Annotated in this window: 17 protein-coding genes; 3 read left to right on the top strand and 14 right to left on the bottom strand. The window is 36.8% G+C overall.

Going from position 1 to position 19,323, the window contains the following annotated elements; all coding sequences use genetic code 11:
* Positions 1–111: 111 nt before the first annotated feature.
* The 8 genes from ACE025_RS05915 to ACE025_RS05880 all read right to left on the bottom strand — a co-directional run bounded on the left by ACE025_RS05915 (position 112) and on the right by ACE025_RS05880 (position 9,935).
* Positions 112–1,353, bottom strand: a complete 1,242-nt coding sequence (locus ACE025_RS05915) for a glycosyltransferase family 4 protein (RefSeq protein WP_485938419.1) — start codon at positions 1,351–1,353, stop codon at positions 112–114.
* Positions 1,354–1,382: 29 nt separating this feature from the next.
* Positions 1,383–2,468 carry a lipid II:glycine glycyltransferase FemX gene (locus ACE025_RS05910; RefSeq protein WP_485938417.1) on the bottom strand — a complete coding sequence of 362 codons (1,086 nt, stop codon included), beginning with the start codon at positions 2,466–2,468 and terminating at the stop codon, positions 1,383–1,385.
* Positions 2,469–2,514: 46 nt separating this feature from the next.
* Positions 2,515–3,144: a sugar transferase gene (locus tag ACE025_RS05905; RefSeq protein ID WP_485938415.1), complete on the bottom strand. Its 630-nt coding sequence runs from the start codon at positions 3,142–3,144 to the stop codon at positions 2,515–2,517.
* Between the two features lie 144 nt (positions 3,145–3,288).
* Complete coding sequence (locus ACE025_RS05900; RefSeq protein ID WP_485938413.1) at positions 3,289–4,311, bottom strand: GNAT family N-acetyltransferase; 1,023 nt, start codon at positions 4,309–4,311, stop codon at positions 3,289–3,291.
* 372 nt (positions 4,312–4,683) lie between these two features.
* Complete coding sequence (locus tag ACE025_RS05895) at positions 4,684–5,841, bottom strand: mannitol-1-phosphate 5-dehydrogenase (protein WP_485938411.1); 1,158 nt, start codon at positions 5,839–5,841, stop codon at positions 4,684–4,686.
* Between the two features lies 1 nt (position 5,842).
* Entirely contained in the window at positions 5,843–6,283 is a 441-nt protein-coding gene (locus ACE025_RS05890) for a PTS mannitol transporter subunit IIA (protein WP_485938409.1), read from the bottom strand.
* 27 nt (positions 6,284–6,310) lie between these two features.
* Positions 6,311–8,392 (bottom strand): BglG family transcription antiterminator, encoded by a 2,082-nt coding sequence (locus tag ACE025_RS05885; protein ID WP_485938407.1) that lies wholly within the window; start codon positions 8,390–8,392, stop codon positions 6,311–6,313.
* A gap of 100 nt (positions 8,393–8,492) precedes the next feature.
* Positions 8,493–9,935, bottom strand: a complete 1,443-nt coding sequence (locus ACE025_RS05880) for a PTS mannitol transporter subunit IIBC (protein WP_485938405.1) — start codon at positions 9,933–9,935, stop codon at positions 8,493–8,495.
* A 390-nt stretch (positions 9,936–10,325) separates the two neighbouring features.
* Between ACE025_RS05880 and glmS the strand changes: the two genes are divergently transcribed.
* Both glmS and ACE025_RS05870 read left to right on the top strand, forming a co-directional pair.
* Positions 10,326–12,134 carry a glutamine--fructose-6-phosphate transaminase (isomerizing) gene (gene glmS / locus ACE025_RS05875; protein WP_485938403.1) on the top strand — a complete coding sequence of 603 codons (1,809 nt, stop codon included), beginning with the start codon at positions 10,326–10,328 and terminating at the stop codon, positions 12,132–12,134.
* A 167-nt stretch (positions 12,135–12,301) separates the two neighbouring features.
* Positions 12,302–13,108, top strand: coding sequence for a MurR/RpiR family transcriptional regulator (locus ACE025_RS05870; RefSeq protein WP_485938401.1), 807 nt, complete (start codon positions 12,302–12,304; stop codon positions 13,106–13,108).
* Positions 13,109–13,405: 297 nt separating this feature from the next.
* Here ACE025_RS05870 and ACE025_RS05865 read toward each other — a convergent pair whose 3' ends face one another.
* Positions 13,406–14,083, bottom strand: coding sequence for an N-acetylmannosamine-6-phosphate 2-epimerase (locus ACE025_RS05865; protein WP_485938516.1), 678 nt, complete (start codon positions 14,081–14,083; stop codon positions 13,406–13,408).
* 2 nt (positions 14,084–14,085) lie between these two features.
* On the bottom strand, positions 14,086–15,636 hold the full coding sequence (gene ptsG, locus ACE025_RS05860) for a glucose-specific PTS transporter subunit IIBC (protein ID WP_485938399.1): 1,551 nt from the start codon (positions 15,634–15,636) through the stop codon (positions 14,086–14,088).
* Positions 15,637–15,921: 285 nt separating this feature from the next.
* On the opposite strand from ptsG, the gene ACE025_RS05855 reads away from it, so the two are divergent.
* On the top strand, positions 15,922–16,956 hold the full coding sequence (locus ACE025_RS05855; protein ID WP_485938397.1) for a YsnF/AvaK domain-containing protein: 1,035 nt from the start codon (positions 15,922–15,924) through the stop codon (positions 16,954–16,956).
* An 82-nt stretch (positions 16,957–17,038) separates the two neighbouring features.
* Here the strand turns inward: ACE025_RS05855 and ACE025_RS05850 are convergent, their stop codons facing one another.
* The 4 genes from ACE025_RS05850 to ACE025_RS05835 all read right to left on the bottom strand — a co-directional run bounded on the left by ACE025_RS05850 (position 17,039) and on the right by ACE025_RS05835 (position 19,225).
* The gene (locus tag ACE025_RS05850) at positions 17,039–17,548 is read right to left on the bottom strand and encodes a lipopolysaccharide assembly protein LapA domain-containing protein (RefSeq protein ID WP_485938395.1); all 510 of its coding nucleotides are present in this window, start codon (positions 17,546–17,548) and stop codon (positions 17,039–17,041) included.
* Positions 17,549–17,617: 69 nt separating this feature from the next.
* Complete coding sequence (locus ACE025_RS05845) at positions 17,618–18,007, bottom strand: YtxH domain-containing protein (RefSeq protein WP_485938393.1); 390 nt, start codon at positions 18,005–18,007, stop codon at positions 17,618–17,620.
* Positions 18,008–18,180: 173 nt separating this feature from the next.
* On the bottom strand, positions 18,181–18,372 hold the full coding sequence (locus ACE025_RS05840; RefSeq protein WP_485938391.1) for a hypothetical protein: 192 nt from the start codon (positions 18,370–18,372) through the stop codon (positions 18,181–18,183).
* Between the two features lie 100 nt (positions 18,373–18,472).
* Positions 18,473–19,225 (bottom strand): SGNH/GDSL hydrolase family protein, encoded by a 753-nt coding sequence (locus ACE025_RS05835; protein WP_485938389.1) that lies wholly within the window; start codon positions 19,223–19,225, stop codon positions 18,473–18,475.
* Between the last annotated feature and the right edge of the window lie 98 nt (positions 19,226–19,323).

The raw sequence follows: 19,323 nt of genomic DNA, 5'->3' as shown, positions 1-19,323 counted from the left end.
TCACTAGAGGAATGCTCTAGCAGTTTATGTTCTTTTTATGGAATCTATTTTTATAGGGAACTCAGATGTTATAAAGAGGTCAGGATAAACAAAGTACCCTGTGGAGTGGATTCAACCTTTTAATGCGGTGGTCGTTTTTGAAGAAGATGTGGCTTGGTGTTTTTTCAACTCATCTTGCTCGATCAGTTGGAATGTTTTATGATAAATTGTCTCTAAAGTGTTGTTTACGTTATTTACGCTGTACTTTTTGACTGCTTTCAAGCTTTCTTTACTAAATGCTGTTCTTTTTTCCTTATGCTGGTACAGGTCGACGATTCTTTCAACAAATTGTTCCGTATCGTCTATATCGACGACAAAACCATTTTCCCCGTCACGAACCAGGTCTCGATTTCCTCTGCAATCTGTCACTACTAACGGCAACCCGACTGACATCGCTTCTAATACATTTACCGGTAGTCCTTCTTGTCTGGAAGCAGAGACTACAACATTCGATAAAGACATCAAATCATTGACATCTCTCCTAAAACCCAACATGCTTACTTGGTTTTCAACACCTAGATCTTGAATTAAAGTGTGAAGCTTATGCCATTTTTCCTGTTCTCCATCTCCAACCAATAATAGCTTGGCATTTGGTATGGCGCTCAGTAATGTCGGCATCATTGTAATGAGCATATCCTGGTTTTTGCGGTAACTCAATTCTGCTACATAAATCAAGATAAACTCCTCTTTTTTGTAACCATACTGCTGTCTCAAATATTTTCTTTTGGATTCAGTAACAGGCCTAAATTTTAAAGGATTGATTCCTACTCCTGGAATCAGCTCGATCATATCAGTTTTAAAATGATGCGAATGTGCTGCAGAATAATCTTCTTGATTGATCGTAATCAAACAATCAGTGTATTTAGACAATATTTTTTCGACCGTATAGAAGAGTGCCCAATTTTTTAACGGTGCGCCTTTGAAAAAGTGAAACCCATGAGCCGTATAGACTACTTTTGTTCCGGATTTCCTAACATTTCTGGCAGCTAAGCGAGTCAGAACTCCGCCGATGGGTGTGTGACAATGTATCATAGAAAAGTTTTCTGTTTCAATGATTTTCTTCATCTGATTGTACGCTTTTTTGTTTTCTGCATGAAAAGGTTCTCGATGAATAGGCAATGAATAAGAGATAACTCCTCTGTTTAACAACTGTTCTTTAAACAAATCAATTCGCTCTTGTCTTAATGCATCTGTGTCTTTAAAGTTAGCCATTACATGAACTTCATTACCCATTTTTTGCAACAATTCAATATTCGGGAGCAGGAAAGCTTCGATCATTTCAGATACAGAAGCAACGATTAAGACTTTTCTCATATCTATACTCCTTTCTATTTTTCTATGAATTAACTGCGGTAAAGAGGAAAATAATCAGATGGTTCGGTGGACGATTTATGGATGAGTTGAGCTAAAAAGTCGCTTTTAACTGGATCGTGTAGTTTTTTCCCAATATAAAAATCTTTCGGCTCAGATTTAGAGAAACTCTTCTTAAACCGGAATAAAGAATCACCTTCTGATTCATGTCCTCCACCTAAATGGAAACTTTCATATCCATGTTTACTTCCCCATTTGGCAATTTCGTAGAACAATAAGTTATTTGGTTTTAGGTGCCTATATTCTGAAATGGATCCTGAAAAATGATGATGAAGGAAATGATCAAAACTCAAGATCAATGCTGATGCAATGATTTCCCCTTGGTAATAAGCATTTGCTAAAATGAGGTGTTCAGACTGATGATTTTTTATATCGTCAAAAAACTGGGGATTAAAAAAGTAGTAGTCTGTAGCTTGATTGTGTTTCATCGTGGAATGGTACATTTGCTTGAATTCTTCCAGGGTCTCTATTCGGTCATTCACAATGACCGTTACCCCATTTTTTTCAGCTTGGCGAATTTTGTTTCGGCATCCTGAAGTTAAGTTTTGAGTAAGAAATTCAACACTTTGCAAATCTAAGCAAATCGTTTTTTTATTCGGTGTGACTGTACAATAATCGTCAAAAAACTCATGAGTATTCAGTAAAGGATGGAAACGGTCGAATTGAGAAACGATTCCTTTCTCTTTACAATATGCTGAAAAACTTTCTTGAAAATCTGTTTTTAGTAATTCTGCCATTTCTCTAGATCCATACAATGGATTTAATTCTACTAGCGGACCTCCATATCCATATACTCCGCTGATGTCAAAAAAAGTTTGCTCTGGTATTTTCCCTTTGAAACGAGCACATTCAGCAATATCGCGATACATAAAAGGATACGCTACTTTACCCAAGTAAGATTCAAAATAAAACAATACTGGTTCTCCATCGCCATTTTGTTTAAATGGCTGCATATAGTCATAAGTGAAATAAATATCTTTTTGTTGAAATGAAGCAAGTGTCTTATCCCATTCAGATTTTTGTGTTACCTCTTTAGTCAACATACTTTGTTGTATCATAATAAACGCCTCTTTTCTAAATATATCAATTAAGTGGTATTACCATCTATTTTAATCTACGCAGCTGATTCATTCGATAGACATCAAAATCAGCTAGTTCCTCAGATTCGTCTTCTATTACATCAGATCCGGCCAATACTTTTTTTATCGTCAAAAAGACGATTTTAGCGTCCATTTTTAAAGACAGCTGTTCAATGTATTCTAAATCCAACGCGAAACGTTCTTCCCAAGTTAAGGAGTTCCTTCCATTGATTTGAGCCCATCCGCTTATCCCAGGCTTTACTGAGTGTCGTTTAATTTCTTTTTCACTATAGAAAGCTAAATACTCGGGCAATAAAGGTCTAGGACCAATGAAACTCATTTCACCCTTTAAAATATTGATGAATTGAGGCAACTCATCCAAGCTGAATTTTCGAATCCACTTGCCGCAATGCAGCATCCTTTCGGAATCAGACAATAAACTTCCATTCAAGTCTTTTTTTGAATTCATTGTTCTCAGCTTATAAATATGAAAAATCTTTTCTCCTTTTCCAACGCGTTTTTGAAGAAAAAAGACAGGTCCTGAGGGGTCTTCCAGCTTAATGCAGATTCCGCAAAAAAGAATCATCGGCCATACAAAAAACAACAGTATCAAGGCGCCAATAATATCGATTAAAGGTTTAACGGTCTTGTACATAACCAGTTCCCTTCTTTCTTTTCAGTTGAGTTTTAAGGGTAAATGTAGATAATTGGTGTTTTTAGAAGTCATTATCGTGGTTTTGTTGCGATTAAGGTAATACGTGGAGTTGAACTTGAAAAAAAATCTTTGGATTTTTTGATGTTAAGAGCGATATAAAGGAAAATAAGAGTTGGTTGGTTCGAAGTTTGGTTCTTTGGAGCGTTGTTGAACTAGCTGATGATAAATATTGGGTTCGTGAATTTTTTTACCGATATAAAATGGAACGTCCCCTGTTGTTTTAGCAAAGCTGCGTTTAAAACGATAGATGCCATCGTCTGGTTCATAACCGCCGCCGAGGATATAATACTCTATCTCTTTTTCTTTAAGCCATTCCATACTTTTGATTTCTAAAAATGTTGCAGGGTTGTAAGAAAAATAATCTCTTAAAGTTCCGCCGAGAAAACCATAACTGTACGTTGTTCCATAAATAGTTAATCCAGATGCGATCACTTTATTGTCCAATAAGACATGGACATAAACGTAATGGCCTTTCATTTCTCGATTTAGGCGTTTGAAGAAAGATTCATCAAAGTAATAATAATTCTCCGCACCATTTCTGTCCATAGTAGAAGAATAAATCGTTAAAAAATCATTTAACCTTTCTCCCGATGTATCATAGACAACCGTTAGACCTTGTTGCCTAGCTTTCTTCATACTTCTTTTAACACTTTTACTGCAATCTTGAAGAACAGGAGTACATAAATCTTTAACGATATTCATTCCAGAACAGACGGCTTCACCATAAAATCCATTCACAAATTCTTTATTTTTCAGTAAATGAAATCGAATGAATTCACTAACGATTTTTTGCTCTTTGCAGTGCTGCGCGAATGCCTTTTGGAATTCATAGACAAGCTTTTCAGCGCCTTTATCCACTACAATATTCGGCCCCCCATAGCCGTAAGGCGTAATGATATCATAATATTGTTCGTCACTAATCAAGTAAGGGATCGGCCTTTTCAAATATCTATACTGAATTTCTCCATGATCTGAAGAGTACGTGAAAAGTTCCAATGAAGCCTGTTCTTTTTCCTCGTACAATGCACCATAGCACCCTTCAAAATAAATATCAACTATCTGTTCTTGGGGCAACTCTGTAATGGCTCTTTTTATCGTTTCTTTCATGCATTAAACCTCTTTTCTTTATATGTTGGCAAACCAAATAAACCGCTGTTCTGTGCAGGAACATATAAAATTTATAAAACATTAAACCAGACTGAATAAAAAATGTAAAGTATAAATTGGTATTATTAAAAATAAATGAGGATGAGATTAATCAAACTGAGGATAAAACTGGAGTAAAAATTAGAAGAGGTGGTCTCTTAATTTGCGTAAAGTATAGCATGTTTTCAAAAAGTGAAAAAATGATAACCTTTTTTGCCTTTGTTTCCCTTTTTAAATGTGTCTTTTTTTTGACAAAATAAAAAGGCAGATTAAATAACGGCCAAAGCAACCCCCTCATAGACTCCATATGAATCAATGAGGGGTTCTCTTAATTTATTTGTCATTTTTTAATAGTTGACGGTATGCTGTCAGAATTTTATGGATCAACTCTTCATCGATCAATGATGTGACCTGACGAATCACATCAACTGTTTCTTTTTCTGCTAATAATCGAGATAATTCTTGGCTCTCTTCATCTTTATCATCACGATAAATAAAGGCTTTGGCAATTGTTTCCACTAACGCATCAATGCTTAGTTGACGAGAGTAAGCCTCTCTCAGCGGCTTGATGAAGCGTTCATCATACCCCAATTTCCGCATAGGTGTTCTACCTACACGAGCGATATCGTCAGAAATAAACGGATTTTTGAAACGATTCAGTATTTTTTCAATATATTGTTGGTGCTCTTTGGCATCAAATTGCCATTTATTGACCATCAATTCTCCTGTTTCACTCAATACACGTTTGACCTCTTTTAAAACCGTTTCGTCTTTCAACGCTTCATCGATCATTTGGTATCCAGCGTATTTCCCGTTATATGCTGTAGCGGCATGCCCTGTATTTACAGTAAATAACTTTCTTTCTATGAATGGATCCAAATCATCTACATAGTCGACACCATTTAAAACTAAATCAATGTTTTTCAAGCCGCTTTTTTCTACGACCCATTCTTTATAAGGTTCTACTGTCACGCTCAATACGTCCTCGTGTGTTTGTGCAGGAACGATACGGTCTACGGCAGCATTTGGAAAACCAATATACTGTTCAGCATACTCAATATCTGCTTCATTTAGATGTTTCACTACCTCGTTTTTTAAGAAGCTGCTTCCACCAATCATATTCTCGCATGCGATAACATCTAAAGTTTTGGATACCTTTTCTGTACGTCTTTCTCTGATTCCTTGAGCTATAAGCGGCGCAATGTATGGAAGGATTTTTGGCCCAATAGCAGTGGTGACCAAGTCAGTTTCTTTGAATAATTGCACAACTTCTTCAGGGTTAGTACTGTTGTTGATTCCATACACTCTATCAACTTCAATCGTTTTTCCGCCTTCTTCTGCTAAATGGATCATATAAGATTTTTTTTCATTCAAAGTTTCAATGATCTCATGATTGACATCCACAAATGCGATCGTAAAATCATTTTGATTTAAAACTTCTCCAATAAAACCGCGTCCGATATTTCCTCCGCCAAAATGAATAGCTCTCATATTAGTCGATTCCTCCCAACAATTGAACGATTTCACTTTCAGAATTTGCGTCGGCTAATTTAACAACATTGTCGATTTCAGAACAGTAAACAGCAATTTGGGATAAGATGTCTAAGTGCTCATCACCTACTCCAGCAATACCAAATACTACGGTAACCAGTTTTTCTTCTTCATCATTGCTGAAGTCGACTCCATTCGGTATTTGCACGATGGAAATCCCAGATTTTTTGATGGCTGTTTTTGAATCATCTGTTCCATGAGGGATCGCAATAAAATTCCCCATATAAGTGGACACTGTCTGTTCTCTCTCTAACATTGAAGGAATATATTCTTCGTCGACATACCCGCCTTCTACCAATAATGTTCCTGCGGCTTTTATCGCCTCTTCTTTACTCACGATAGTTTGATTCAATAAAATATTTGATTCGTTTAAAATACTCATAACTCATTCTCCTTTATTGTATTGACATTAATTTTTGATTTTTCCCAGATACAGCTGATTCAAAAAATGACTGATCATTTCTTTAGAGCCAGTATTGAACAGCTCCATTTTGAATGAACTTTCAATAATCGCGGCACTAATGGATCCTAGAACATCTTGCAGTTGTTCACTTAACGGATCAGGTCCCAACATAAGTAAAATCCGTTTCATCTGGATATCTTTTTTATCCATAGCCTGGACTTCAAGCCAATCAGTCAGTTCAAATATAGCGAAGTAAGGTTTAGGAATTGTTTCATCGATACAATGGAATAACGCCATGTTAGAACCAGGAAGTCCAATAGGAGCTAGTTCCATTCGCTTAATCAGTTTTTTCCGTACTTTTTCGGCGTCCAGTAACACGTCTCCTTCAAGCTTTCGGCAAATCAATTCCAGACTCTCCTCGAGGCTTAAACCAGGTTCGATGGACACCAAATCAAAGTTGTCTAAAATGGTATTGGCTTCTGATAATTTTTCAAAAAATGTTTTAAAACTGTTTTCTTCAGAATGATTTTGAGAATACAATTGATCTTGCAAAACTTTTTTTGTTTTCTTTTCTGCCAATATTTGTCTAGTGTATAATTTGATACTTTTCACTTCATCATCCATCAACAATGGCGTTACTACTTTATACTCCGTCTCAAAACCTTGAAGAAATACAGTCGATAGTATCAAGTCATATTCCTCATAATCCACATTATTCAACTGTGAAATTTGAGAGATCTTTATTTCTGTGATTTCGGGAATATTCTTGCGCAATCGACTTTCCAGTATTTTTGCCGTTCCTACTCCACTCGAACAAATGACTAATACTGATAAGGACTCCGTGCGTGGGTTACGCTCATAAGCCGATGCAAAATGGATCACTATATATACTAATTCATTTGATAGAAAAGAGATGTTCGGAAATATCGTTTTCAAATTTTCTTGTACTGAGTAACTAATATCTTCGTATTCTTCAATGATTTTATACAACAGAGGATTATTGCTTTCCGGCATTGGAGCTTGCGCTCGGTTCAATGCTGCAGAAACGTGTTGCAACAAATCTTGAAACAGCGTTTCATCTAAATGAAAATCCCAACCTAAATCTTTTGAGACTAACCGGATCAATTCCCGCACTTTATACCCTAAATTGACATCAAAATCTTCATAGAATTCATTTTTCAGCGGTACGTTCAGCCCTTGAATCTGCAAGGCCAAAAATTCGTATTCTTCTTCGGGAATAGAGTGTATCTGGTAAACCGATTGGAAACTTTGCAAAATAGTCTTCGCTTTTCGTTGACTATCTTGAGTATTTTGTATAGGTTTTTGAATGCTGTATTGAATTCTATCCAATACATATCCGCTGGTCATTCTGGTAATTGAAACTGACAGCAAGGTAACCAGTCTTTGGAATTGTCTATCAGTAATTTGTTCAATTTCAAAATTTTCCAGCTGCTTCAGCTCTCTGTATGCATATTCTAAATCAGCGTCATTCAACTCATATAAAAATGGATTGTTCGCCCGTTCCCAACGTTCTGGGATCAAGTCATTGTTTTTATCAAATAATCCGAAAAAATCGTACTCGTTGACTTCACTGGTGATCAACCCGCTGATAATCAATCGGCGGCTGCTTTCAGACGCTCTAACTGAAATTCCTTTAGCTTTTTTTCTCAACACTTGAATATCATATTCTTTGAATAGTTCCTCTATCGATACTAAATCGCTTTGGATTGTCCCGACACTGACCGCTAGATTCATAGCTAACGATTCCATTTTCTGTTCTTCTTTTTCCATTAACAAAATAATGATCAGCTTACTTTGACGTTGTTGAACTGAAAGTTCATCTATAGGACTATTGAGTTGTTCTTTCAATTTTTCTAAAAAGATCTCTTTTCCGACTAAACAATAGCCTTTGCTCTCTCGCATCAATTTGATTTGAAACTGAGCTAATGTACTTTCTAAGCTTGAAATCACTCGGTAAGTCGTTCGATTACTGACGTCTAATTTTTCGCTTAAATAATCTATAGTGACTCCGTTGGGCTGTTCCAACAAAATGGTCACCAATTTCTTTTCTCGATTGGACAGATACATGCTGTTCCTCCCTTCTAAAAGGATTTAGCGTTTGAATGAACAAGAAAGCGATGTAAATTTCTTTACACCACTTTCCTCATTTTGCTATTCAGGAATTCTTTTATTGATTTTTTAATCGATTGATGACTTCATCGTATTTTGGACTGTTTAAAAAGTTATCTACAGAGACGTGTACTGCACTTGGTGTTTTTTGTGAAGCTCGTTCTGCCAATTCTTTTTGAGTAATAATCAATAGACCATCTTCATTAGTCAGATTGCTGATAGATGAATTTGTCACTGGTACATCAATACCTGCTTCTTTAACCTTCTTACGCAATAACGATGCTCCCATTGCACTAGAACCCATACCTGCGTCACAAGCAAAAATGATTTTTGAAACATTTTGACTGCCTGCTGTCTCACCAGCCATCACTGGAGTTGGAGCTACAACTGTTTGTCCTTTTGATTGTGATTTAAGATTTTGAGATTCCTGTATTTTTGATTCGAAATCTTCATCTGACTCTTTTGCTTTAGATGTTTTTAAAATCAAGGCAGCTACTGCAAATGAAACTGCAGCACCAGCTAATACGCCTAAAATAACACCTAAATGAGTTCCTCTAGCTGCCATACTTAAAATTGCAAAAATAGAACCTGGAGATGCAGCGGCTACTAAACCTGAACCCATTAACACATTTGTAAATGTTCCTGCAATACCGCCAGCAATAGCGGCTAAGAATAAAAGTGGATTCATCAATACATAAGGGAAGTATATTTCATGGATCCCACCAACGAAGTGAATCACTGATGCACCTACTGCAGATGATTTAGCTGCCCCTTTCCCAAAAAACATATAAGCAACAAGAATCCCTAAGCCAGGACCAGGGTTTGCTTCTAATAAGAATAAAATAGACTTTCCAGTCTCGGCGGCTTGTTCGATACCAAGTGGTGTCAGGATGCCATGATTGATTGCATTATTTAAGAATAATATCTTAGCTGGCTCGATAAAAATATTAGCTAGCGGAAGCAATCCAGCGTTCATGATCCAATCAACACCTTGACCCATAACATCCGTTAATGTTTGAACGAAAGGTCCTACAATATAAAACGCAATAATGGCTAAAATAAATCCGATGATCCCACTGGAGAAGTTGTTGACTAACATCTCTAGACCAGTTTTGATTTTATCGCCAAAAGCTTGGTCAAATTTTTTGATCAAGAATCCGCCTAAAGGTCCAAGAGCCATAGCTCCAATCAGCATAGGAACTTCTGACCCCATAATAACCCCGAAAGTAGCAATTGATCCAACAACTGCCCCACGTTGCCCGTAAACGTTATAACCTCCTTGATAAGCAATCAATGTTGGCAATAAATAAGACAACATTGGTCCAACAATCGAACCTAACTCTTCATTAGGCAGATAACCATCCGGAATAAATAAAGCTGTAATAATACCCCAAGCAATAAAAGCACCGATATTCGGCATAACCATTCCACTCAAAGCAGTCCCAAATTTTTGAATAGACGACTTGCCTCCTGATTTTGACTTTGATAACGTTTGTTCCACGATAACTCCTCCTTAAAATGTTTTTTTCTTATCTTTACTTTACTAAACACTGAACACGCTTTCAACAAAACCTAGCGCCATCATTGGCAAGACTAGTTGTGACAAAGTTGTCTGTTTGTCTGTCAGCACTCCTCCCTTTATATATCCTAATCTAGAAGTACTGCTTCACCTCCTTCTATTAATCATCTATACCAATTTTAAAATAAAAAAGAAAAATTGTTGACTTCTATTTTTTAGTGCTATATTATGTAACTGTTCTTGTTGTTACACCTCTTTTCGTTGTCTATACCAATTTATTTTTATATTATATTTGGTCAGATGCAGGTCCAGCAACTACTACACTATAAAATTTTATTTAAAAAATTACAAAACAGAAAGTTGGAATAGTATATGTGCGGAATCGTTGGGTATATCGGAAATAAAGACGCAAAAGAAATTTTATTACATGGTTTAGATACTTTAGAGTATCGAGGTTATGATTCAGCAGGAATCTATGTGATGGATGACAGCCAAAAAGGTCATTTGTTTAAAGAAAAAGGTCGTATTGCTGCTTTACGCGATAAGGTCGATCCATCTGTAGCTGCTTTTTCAGGAATTGGTCATACACGGTGGGCAACTCATGGAGCTCCTAGTGTAGACAATGCTCATCCTCACCAATCGAACAGCGGTCGTTTTTCTATTGTTCACAATGGAGTAATTGAAAACTTTACAGAAGTGCGCGATGCTTATTTGCAAGACGTTGAACTGCACAGCGACACAGATACTGAAATCATTGTGCAATTGATTGCTTGGTTTGCTGAGTCTGAAGAATTAGATACGATGGATGCTTTCAAAAAAGCTATCGTTGCTTTAAAAGGTTCTTACGCGCTTGCTTTAGTAGATAACGAAAATCCAGATGTCATTTATGCAGCAAAAAACAAAAGTCCTCTATTGTTAGGTACTGGTGACGGATTTAATGTGATTTGTAGTGATGCAATGGCTATGATCAGAGAAACTAATCAATTCATCGAGCTGATGGACGGTGAAGTAGCTACGTTGTCACAAGAAGGCATTCAAATTGAAACTTTAGCTGGAGACCTTATTGATCGTGCTCCTTATACAGCACACTTAGATGCTAACGATTTAGGCAAAGGTACTTACCCATACTATATGGCTAAAGAAATCGACGAGCAGCCAGCTGTTATGCGTAAAATCATCCAAAACTACCAAAATGACCAAGGCAAATTAGAAATGGATCCAGAGATCTTAGATTCTATTTTATCTAGTGACCGCATTTACATCGTTGCTTGCGGTACAAGTTATAATGCCGGTTGGGTAGGTAAACAATTACTTGAAAAAACTACCGGCATCCCAACCGAAGTACACTTATCCAGCGAATTTGGATACAACATGCCATTGTTGACTGAAAAACCATTCTTCATATTCTTGTCTCAAAGTGGAGAAACTGCTGACAGCCGTCAAGTGTTGGTTCAAGTGAACGAAATGGGTTATCCGTCTCTTACATTGACAAACGTACCTGGTTCTACTCTTTCTCGTGAAGCTCAATTCACATTGCTGCTGCACGCTGGTCCAGAAATTGCCGTAGCTTCTACAAAAGCTTATACAGCTCAAATCGCTGTCATGTCTATCTTAGCTGAATTGGCTGCAAAAGCAAAAGGTTTACCTGTAGAGATTGATGTCGTTCATGAATTAGCTATCGTAGCCTCAGCTATTGAATCAGTCATCGATGACAAAGAAATCTTTGAACAGTTATCATTGACTCATTTAAGCACAAGCCGTAACGCCTTCTACATTGGACGTGGAATCGACTATTACTTAGTTATGGAAGCTTCATTGAAATTGAAGGAAGTTTCTTACGTTCAAACGGAAGGTTTCGCTGCTGGGGAATTGAAACATGGAACGATTGCCTTGATTGAAGACAATACTCCGGTTATTTCTATCATCACAGACAAAAAAACAGCGGGACACACTCGTGGAAATGCGCACGAAGTTATTTCTCGTGGAGCACACAGTATGATCATTTCGATGGACGGTTTAAATCAACCAGAAGATGCTTATGTATTGCCGAAAGTCCATGAATTGCTGACTCCATTAGTGAGCGTCATCCCAACTCAATTGATTGCTTACTATACTAGTTTGCACCGCGGCAATGATGTTGATAAACCAAGAAACTTAGCTAAAAGCGTTACAGTAGAATAATCAACTCAATGAAAAGCAAGGTAAGGATCATTTCTTACCTTGCTTTTGGTGTATCTGGAATAAAATACTTTTTTGATTGGTGCTTCCTCTGGCAAAGAATCTCTTAATTTTTTCTCTTAGAGTGGTATACTATTAGTAAAGACATTTACATTTTTGGAGGATGACTTATGCAGAATCTAAATTTTTCCAATCGAATATCACAAAACTATTCTTTGCTTTCTAAGAAAGAACGGAGTATAGCAGAATTTATTTCTAAACATTTGCCAGAGATCACGCATTGGAATATCAAAGACCTTGCAAAATTAACAGATTCCTCAATTTCAACTATTTCCCGATTTTGTCATAAGGTTGGGTACACTAGTTTTGCTGAGTTTAAAACTTTCGTCGCTCAAGAATTGAACACGGAGCAACATGAAAAATTGGAAGTTCCTGAAACGATTGCTTCTTATTATAGTCAATTGATCCAATCTTCTACTGAACTGATGGATATTACCCAATTAAGAGCTTTAGTAAAAATAATTGATCAAGCTAACAAAATTTTGATCTGCGGGCTAGGCAGCTCTGGACTGAGCGCTGAAGAGTTGAAAAGCCGATTGATCCGGATGGGTTTGAATGCTGATGTAGCTTTAGATCCTCATAAGATGCTGATGAGTGCATCATTATTGGATCAAGATGATCTCTTTATCGGCATCTCCAATTCAGGAACTTCTCAATCTGTCATCGAAGCGGGAAAAGTAGCGAATAAGGTTAAGGCGCCTGTATTTACAATAACGAATCGCAACCACACTCCTCTTACAGAGATTTCTGATGGTGTGTTGTTCACTTCTGAAAATCAATACATTACAGACGAACATTTCATCAATAGCCAAATTTCGATTATTTTTATTTTAGATATTCTTTGCTACTCTCTGTTAAAAAATCCTGTTTACTTAGATAACAGAAACAAAACTCTGCAAGCTTTAAAATTGAAATAATACATAAAAAGAAGCTCGCCTACAATAGGCGAGCTTCTTTTGCTGAGTGAAGGTGCTGCGAAATTATTCATTTAGCTGAATTTTCTATTTCTATTGATCAAGTGAAGCTGAAAATTGTGGTCACTTGATCAATAGGCTCCTTCTATTAGTCAAGTGAGCACCACAAGTTCGTTCACTTGATTAATAGACCATCTCTATTAGTCAAGTGAACCTGACTAACTGACTCACCCGACTAATAGGTTTCCTCTCGCAAAAAATAAGAGCTCCCACAAAAGTAAGAGCTCTTATTTAAGTCATCTAATTCATACCTTCTACAAATGTCTTCGTAATAAGTTGTGGTCGTGTGATCGCACTTCCCACTACTACAGAGGTTACGCCTAACTCTAGGCAACGTTTTGCTTTTTCAGGAGTATTGACATTTCCTTCTGCAATAACGGGTGCTTTTACATGAGCTAAAACTTCTTTTAGTCGTGCAAAATCATCTTCAGCAATGTCGTGTCCTTTAGAAGCTTCTGTGTATCCCATTAATGTAGTAGAAACCACATCAAAGCCCAATCTCTCAGCTTCAAACACTTCTTCAACTGTTGAACAGTCAGCCATCAACTGGATGTCTCCATACTTCTCGCGTATTGCTGAGACGAACTCTTGCAATGTTTGTCCGTTTGGACGGATACGATCGGTAGCGTCTAAAGCGATCATTTCACAACCAGATTCCATCAACTCATCAATTTCTTTCATCGTAGCTGTAATAAAAACAGGTGAATCGTCATAGTCGCGTTTAACAATTCCAATGAGCGGCAACTCTGTATTTTTCTTGATTTCAATAATATCTTCTCTTGTATTGGCACGAATACCTACTGCCCCGCCTTGCTCAGCAGCTACAGCCATACGCCCCATAATGTAAGAACTATGCAACGGCTCGTCTGGCAAAGCTTGGCAAGAGACGATCAATCCGCCTTTTACTTGATCAATCATTTTCATCCTTCATATTCCTCCAATACTTCTTCAACTTCATTTTTAATAACAGAAACTTGCGGACCGTATACAACTTGAATCCCGTTTCCTTTGACCAACACTCCACTGCTCCCTGTAGCTTTTAACGACTCTTTGTTGACTAGAGATCCATCTTTTACAGTTACACGCAAACGAGTAGCGCAGTTGTCTACATCCACCAAATTATTTTTTCCACCTAAGGCTTCGATAATATTTACAGCTCTACCTTCTTTTACTGTAGTTCCTGTAGGGGTTGCTGCTAATTTCTCTTCTCTACCTGGAGTTTTAAAATTGAATTTGCGAATCAAGAACGTGAATGTAAAGTAATACAAGAAGAACCAAGCTATTCCAATTGGAAGAACTAATAACCAGTTCGTGCGAGCATTACCCTGCAGCACTCCGAATAAAATAAAATCAATGAACCCGCCAGAAAACGTTTGTCCAATAGTAATGTCAAAAATGTGTGCGAACATAAAAGCAAATCCATCGAATGCAGCATGAACGACATACAATACCGGAGCTACAAATAAGAACGAGAATTCCAATGGTTCAGTAATTCCAGTTAAGAAAGAAGTTAGAGCTGCAGATAACATCAACCCGCCCACAACTTTTTTATTTTCTGGTTTTGCTGTTTTATAAATTGCAAATGCAGCTCCGATCAATCCAAACATCATAGTAATAAAACGACCTGACATAAAGCGTGATGTTCCTGCAAAAAATTCTGTCGTACTTGGGTCGCCTAATTGAGCAAAGAAAATATTTTGAGTTCCTTGAACAATTTCTCCTCCCACTTCTAGCGATCCGCCGACAGCTGTTTGCCAAAATGGTAAATAGAAAATGTGGTGCAAACCAAGTGGTCCAAGCATTCTTAAGATAAATCCGTATAATAGCGTTCCTACATAACCAGTAGCATTTACCACATCTCCTACTCCAGCAATCACATTTTGAAATAGAGGCCATACAAAGTACATTACTACACCTAATAAAATAGCTGCAAACGAAGTCACAATCGGCACAAATCGAGAACCGCCGAAGAACCCTAAGTATTGCGGCAATTCAATTTTATTGTAACGATTGTGCAACCAGCTTGCAAGAATCCCAACTACGATACCCCCAAATACACCAGACTCTAAAGTTTGGATCCCCAATGTCATACCTTGTCCTGCAGCTGCTAAATTATCTGCAGCTAATTTGCCTGTGAGTACCAAAATTGCATTCATCGTAGCGTTCATTACCAAGTAACCGATTAATGATGCTAACGCTGCTGTACCTTTATCAGATTTCGCTAAACCAATTGCCAGACCGACTGCAAAGATTACTGGCAGATTAGCAAATACAATATTCCCTGCACTGCTCATAATCGTGAAAATACTCTGCAACCACGCTACATCCAATATAGGATACGCTCCAATAGTATTCGGATTGGACAAAGCACCTCCAATTCCTAACAATAAACCAGCTGCAGGCAAAATCGCAATCGGCAACATAAAAGATTTCCCAAATTGCTGAGCCCGTTCAAAAAATTTGTTTTTCATTTCTTACTCCTCCGTTTTGTAAGTGCTTTTATAAACTTCTTGAACTTATTCTACGTTACGAAAATGTTTTCGTCAACATTTAAATTAAGGAAATTTTTTCATAAAGTAGAATAAAAATATTTTTATTTTCCATTGATCAGTTTAAATTACTGACACGACAAGGCTTATACGATTCTGGTGTTTGACCTAATCACTCTATAAACATATCATTAGCCAAATATGACAAAAGTTTGTACAATGACTTTGTATCAAGAAACCAAGCAGAATAAAAGGAGGAAATTAATTATGAGCAAGTTTGTAGAAGGAAGTTATCTATCTATAGAAGAAGCACAGAAAGCAATTGACGTCCTAGTTTCTCAAGGGTATTCTGAAACAGACATCACATTAGTGACCAACCCATCGGTGAAAGATTCAATTTCTCTTAATACTGATGTAGAGGTTACAACAGATTATGATGAAACAAACACTGGAGATACTGGCAACGATGATAAGTCGATGTGGGACAAAATCAAAGATGTCTTTACAGTAGACTCTTATGATGATTCATCTCACGATTCTCCTGATTATAACCGCGACGAAGATGTATTATACAATTACAAAGATGATATTGACAATGGCAACATTGTTGTATTAGTAGAAGAAAATCCTGATATCGATCGAACTGCAGTTGAAACCACGTATACAGACGGGGATACTTTAGATACATCTAACCCTAGTGCAGTTCCTCCAATCGTTGACCCTACTCCGGTTCCAGGTGAAGGAATTTCTCCATTACCAGGTGATAGTATAGTGGATCCTACACCAGCTCCCAGAGCAGACGAACCAATAGATCCTGCTCCAGATCTTGGAACGGATGATGATACCTTGAACAACGATATGGATAATACGGGCGACCCGACTCTAACGACAGATCCTTCTGTAATAGATGAAGAAAGAATTACTCTTCAAGAAGAAAGATTGGATGTAGATACCAACGAAGTACAAACTGGTGAAGTCCACGTTAAAAAGAATGTTACAGAAGAAACAAAAACGGTTGAAGTACCAGTTCAACACGAAGAAGTAACGATTGAAAGACACCCAGTTACTGGAAATGAGCCTGTTGACGGAACTATCAGTGATGAAGAGATCACTATTCCAATTACAGAAGAACAAATCGAAGTAACTAAACGTCCTGTTGTGACAGATGAAGTTGTCATCAATAAGGAAACTAAAGAAGATACTAAAGAAGTTTCCGAAACAGTACGAAAAGAAGACTTAGATGTGGATACTCAAGGTGATGTCACTGTAGATAATGATGATGATTTAACCAATAAACCTTAAAAGCAATATAAGCAAATAAAAAAGTGAGGCATGCGCCTCACTTTTTTTTGTCTATATATTAAAATACTTGTTAGCGAAAGATTTATTTATTCTTTTTCTCATTATATGGCTCAACTTGTACTTCTTTGATATTTTTTTCAGTTTGTGTACCGGGAGTTTCAGAAGATTTTGACGATGTCTTTGAATGTTCAGCAGTATTGTTCGGAAATTGTTTGTTCAATTCTTGTTCCAGACTATGGACTTGTTGTTTTAATCCTTCAATTTCAGCATTTTTCTTGATCAAATCTGATTGTGTTTCTTTTTTTGTTTGATCTACAGCCTCTTCTTTAGTTTTATCAGCAATCCGAATTTTGTCTTCATGATCTCTCAGCCTCTCATCTTTTTCATGTAACTTTTCTTTGCTTTTCTTTTCTTTCGAGAGCATGATCAACCAACCAGCAATTAAACCAGCTACTAATAAACCTGTCATGATCGCCCATAACGGCAAATTCAATTCAGTAAAACCTAAGTTCAGCATAACCATAGAATCTAAATTCAAAAAAATCAGACCAGCAGCTAACAGCACCAAAACTATTCCTATAGCAAGACCCACTTCAATTCCCCCTCTCATTCTTCCATGTATACAACACCTGAACCCCTCAATATCTACTGTCTACTAAAATTAAGGTTTTTCTACTTCTTCAGTTTTGTCAGCTTCTGCTTTACCAGCCTCAGCTTTTTGTTTTGCTTCTTCAGCTGTTGCTTTTGCAGTATCTGCTACGTCACCAGCATCGCTTTTGACTTGTTCAGCAGTTTCTTGAACTTGACCTTTTACATCTTCAAATCCTTGTTTTAATGTTACTTTAATGTCATCTGAAGTATCTTTTGCAACTTGCTGCAAATCTGCGCCTTTTTCTTTAGCCATGTTTGTGTAATCCATAGCTCTATCTCTTGCATCTTCTTTCTTTCGCATCAATTCTGCTCGTAATTCTTTACCTGATTTTGGAGCATATAACAGTCCTATTGCAGCACCAATTAAAGCTCCTTTTAGGAATGAACCAACTTTTGTCATACGAATTCCTCTTTTCTATAATATGATGATTTTTTATTCTAATTATATTATACGTTATTCTTTCCAATTGCTAAACAATAACGCCCTGAGCAGACATTATTTTATTTTCAACCATAAAAAAACTTAGACAGGTCTGTATTCAGACACATCTAAGTTTTATTTTTTTATTCAATTTAGAGGCCAAATCCTTTAGAATTATCTTTTTCACCTATTGCGTTTTTTGCTGCATCCATCAGTTCTTGGCGTTCTTTTTCGTTGATTTTCCCGTCATCTTTAGCCCGTTCAAAATCTTTCATCAAATCACCAATCTGCGCTTTATCAACACTTTTAAGCTTCTGTTTCAATTCATCAAATTTTTGATTCATCATTAGCCTCCTAAAAGTTTTTTAGTACACTATTTTTAATACACTAACATAATAAGGAATTTCGTTTGAGATCGCAACTTATATGCTCTATCCTAACTTTCTATAACCCACTTACAGGAACAAATAACTTTTCTTGCATCACATCAAACCACAATTGATACCCGTCTCCATTAGGATGAACATGATCTACTAAGATCTCTTCGACTGGTTTATGTTGTTTATTTAGTTCTTCCGTCATTAATTCGTAAATATCGATCAAAGGCCAATTTTGTTCTTCTACAAATGCACTGACTGATTTGTTGTATTGATCATAAGTGAGTTTTCCATCCGCCAACAGAACATCATTAAATATTGTAGGATTAGCGGTAGTAAAAATAACCATCGTATCCGGAATCTCTCTAGCAAATATCTCCATGATCCATTTGATATCTGTTGTAGTCTGCACCAATGGATTTTGTGGGTATCGATTATTATTGATCAAGCACAATTCAAATAGAATCAAATCCGGTTCAGCTTCTAATATGGGCTGGATTTTTTTTTCTTTTATTAAATCTGATGTACTGTATCCATTGTATCCATGATTTTGCACAGATACTTGAATGTTATTATGAGCGTTCAAATAACGTTCTAGCAACTTACCCCAAACCGGCTGATTTTCAGTAGCACCTAATCCTTTTGTTACACTGCTGCCTAAGACAACAATATCCATTTTTCCATCTCTTTGCGTAACAAATTCGGCACGGTCTCGGATACTCTCCCGTTGATAGACATCTGAAGTCATATAATCAGCCGTCAACTGAGCTTGCTTCTGGTTAGTTTGCATTTCATTAAACAAAAAGATTCCACTAATCAATAACACTGATCCTATACTGAGTAAAATTATTTTAATTCTCCACTTAGCTTGAACTTGCATCTCATCACACCTCAGTTTTTAACTTATGTGCAGTATAT

Source organism: Desemzia sp. AGC72, assembly GCF_057334175.1.
This window is presented reverse-complemented; position numbering and strand designations above follow the sequence as displayed.